This is a genomic window from Chryseobacterium sp. 2TAF14, from assembly GCF_052115105.1.
Classification (GTDB): Bacteria; Bacteroidota; Bacteroidia; order Flavobacteriales; family Weeksellaceae; genus Chryseobacterium.
The window spans coordinates 1-581 of sequence record NZ_JBFRGA010000355.1; the positions used below are offsets into that span (position 1 = coordinate 1).

Genomic DNA, 581 nt, shown 5'->3' on the forward strand with positions numbered 1-581 from the left:
ATTGATGCCAATGTCGATAATTGATGCCAATGTCGATAAATGTGTTCATTTTTTGTTTGTATTTTTTATTAAAAAATATCTCGTTACAAATGCTCTTTTGATTGAGTCTTTAAAAGCTTTTTCTGAATAAAAACTTCTGTAATCAGAATAGGTTCTGCCGTCAATTTCTCTTGTGATTTTAGCCCAGATTATTTTTCGCTTTTTTCTTCTTTGTTTAAAAAATTTAAAGGTTTCATTAAGCTGATTCTCTATTTCTAATTTTTCAGTTCTCCTCCATTTTTTATTTCCTTGCTTTTTTAAATAAGGTCCGATTTTACCATATTCAAAGCTTCTAAAAGTTCCTTTATTGTAAATATTTTTCATCTGTTATTATTTAAAAAGTCAGGTTTTAAAAATTTTCAAAATTACTATAACGCTACGCAATCTTTTTACGTATCAAATCATTCATTAATAAAACCCTCCAAAAAGCCAATCAGATTTTCTCCGCCGTGACTCCACCGAATTCCGTGACCGTCTTTTTCTCTGACTTCAAAAACCAATTCGTGCTTGTAATGAAAGAARACATTCCACCATGTTTTATG

Annotated in this window: 1 protein-coding gene; it reads right to left on the reverse strand. The window is 29.5% G+C overall.

Translation table 11 applies throughout. The features are described 5' to 3' along the window. Nucleotides 1–45: 45 nt before the first annotated feature. Entirely contained in the window at nucleotides 46–363 is a 318-nt protein-coding gene (locus tag AB4Y90_RS18155) for a hypothetical protein (protein ID WP_441558958.1), read from the reverse strand. Nucleotides 364–581 lie beyond the last annotated feature (218 nt).

Coding starts and splice junctions, on each gene's coding strand:
- AB4Y90_RS18155 (WP_441558958.1), bottom strand. CDS start 363: ATGAAAAATATTTACAATAAAGGAACTTTTAGAAGCTTTGAATATGGT.